Origin of the sequence: Parabacteroides sp. CH2-D42-20 (assembly GCF_003670185.1) — a bacterium.
In the GTDB taxonomy this organism is placed as follows: domain Bacteria; phylum Bacteroidota; class Bacteroidia; order Bacteroidales; family Tannerellaceae; genus Parabacteroides; species Parabacteroides distasonis.
Window position 1 is genome coordinate 1 of the sequence record NZ_RAYG01000089.1, and the last position, 1,185, is coordinate 1,185.

1 protein-coding gene is annotated in these 1,185 nt (G+C 37.9%); it reads left to right on the plus strand.

What is annotated here, in order from left to right; translation table 11 throughout:
- The coding region (locus tag D7V92_RS22120) for a hypothetical protein (protein WP_121773792.1) at positions 1–981 on the plus strand (981 nt) is incomplete at its 5' end.
- Positions 982–1,185: the final 204 nt, after the last annotated feature.

Sequence of the window (1,185 nt, forward strand, 5' to 3'; positions counted from 1 at the left end):
AGAGGGTATCTTGAAGCACTTAAAAAGGTGGAACTTCCAACTACACAGGTGATATTCTGGGACTTGACAAATGAGACAGAAGAACAAGTAACAATCACAAAAAGACAAAGTGAAATCATTATAGCTACATCTGATTACAGCATGTCTGTTGCCAAAACTAATATTGAATTAGGCAAGGGGTTGATAGCCAATGATAAGTTTGAGAAAGTCCCCCTTTATGTAACAGATGCTGACTTGTTCTATGATGCGGATATTACGCTGAAAGACCTGAACGGAAACATAGTGAAAAAAGGAACTCCTAATGTCTATGTTCCAGTGGATTCCGCAAACGGTTATTGGCAATGGGCTACTTATCATGAGTATAACTTGAATGCCATTGTAAAAGAGGAGAAACAATTGGTTATAGAGAATGTACAAGTTAAACGGTTTGATTCTTTGCAAGAGTTTGCCCAATACAGAGGAGTGAACAATGTATTAAGCCGTGGTTTTAACGGATTGGAGAAAGCAGGTAACGCAGCTTTGGCTACACAACATGAGTTTTATACTAAAGTGTTCCAAAAGGCTGTTGAGCTAAAAGCGAATATCAGTGTTGTTACCAAATACTACAATTTCGGTAAGACAATAAAACCGAAAGTATGGAACAGTGCCGTATTAGGTATAGTGGAAGAGAACTTTATTGAATATGACTTGGAGATTGGCGATGAGATAGTCGAAACCCTGCAAAATATGGACTTCACAGAGAAAACTATCAAGAACCGCTATTTGATTGATGCTATTACCCGATTTGCGAACTATAAACCACAGGGTAAAGAAAAGATGATTGGAATTGCAGAAACCATTAGCACTATCAAGTCATTAAGCAGCGAAAGCGTAAGAATAATCAATATGGTAACATCTGACCATATTAACGTAATCTATACAGAGCTATTTACCCAATATTTAAATGGCAAAGGTCTCTTAAATAAAGAACAAGCCGCATAAATCACGCACAAAAGGACTCATGTGACAGGTGAGTTTCCATGCCCAAAATTTAGGGGTTCGGTCTCAATCCGAACCCTGTCTCTCAAATATCCAGAGGCTTCACCCAAGTAAAAGGATAGACTGCCAATTTTTATTGAAGCGGATAATAAACTCCTATTTCTCTTACTTGGTTACAGCCCAAAGGAAAATCAGAGAATAAGGTTT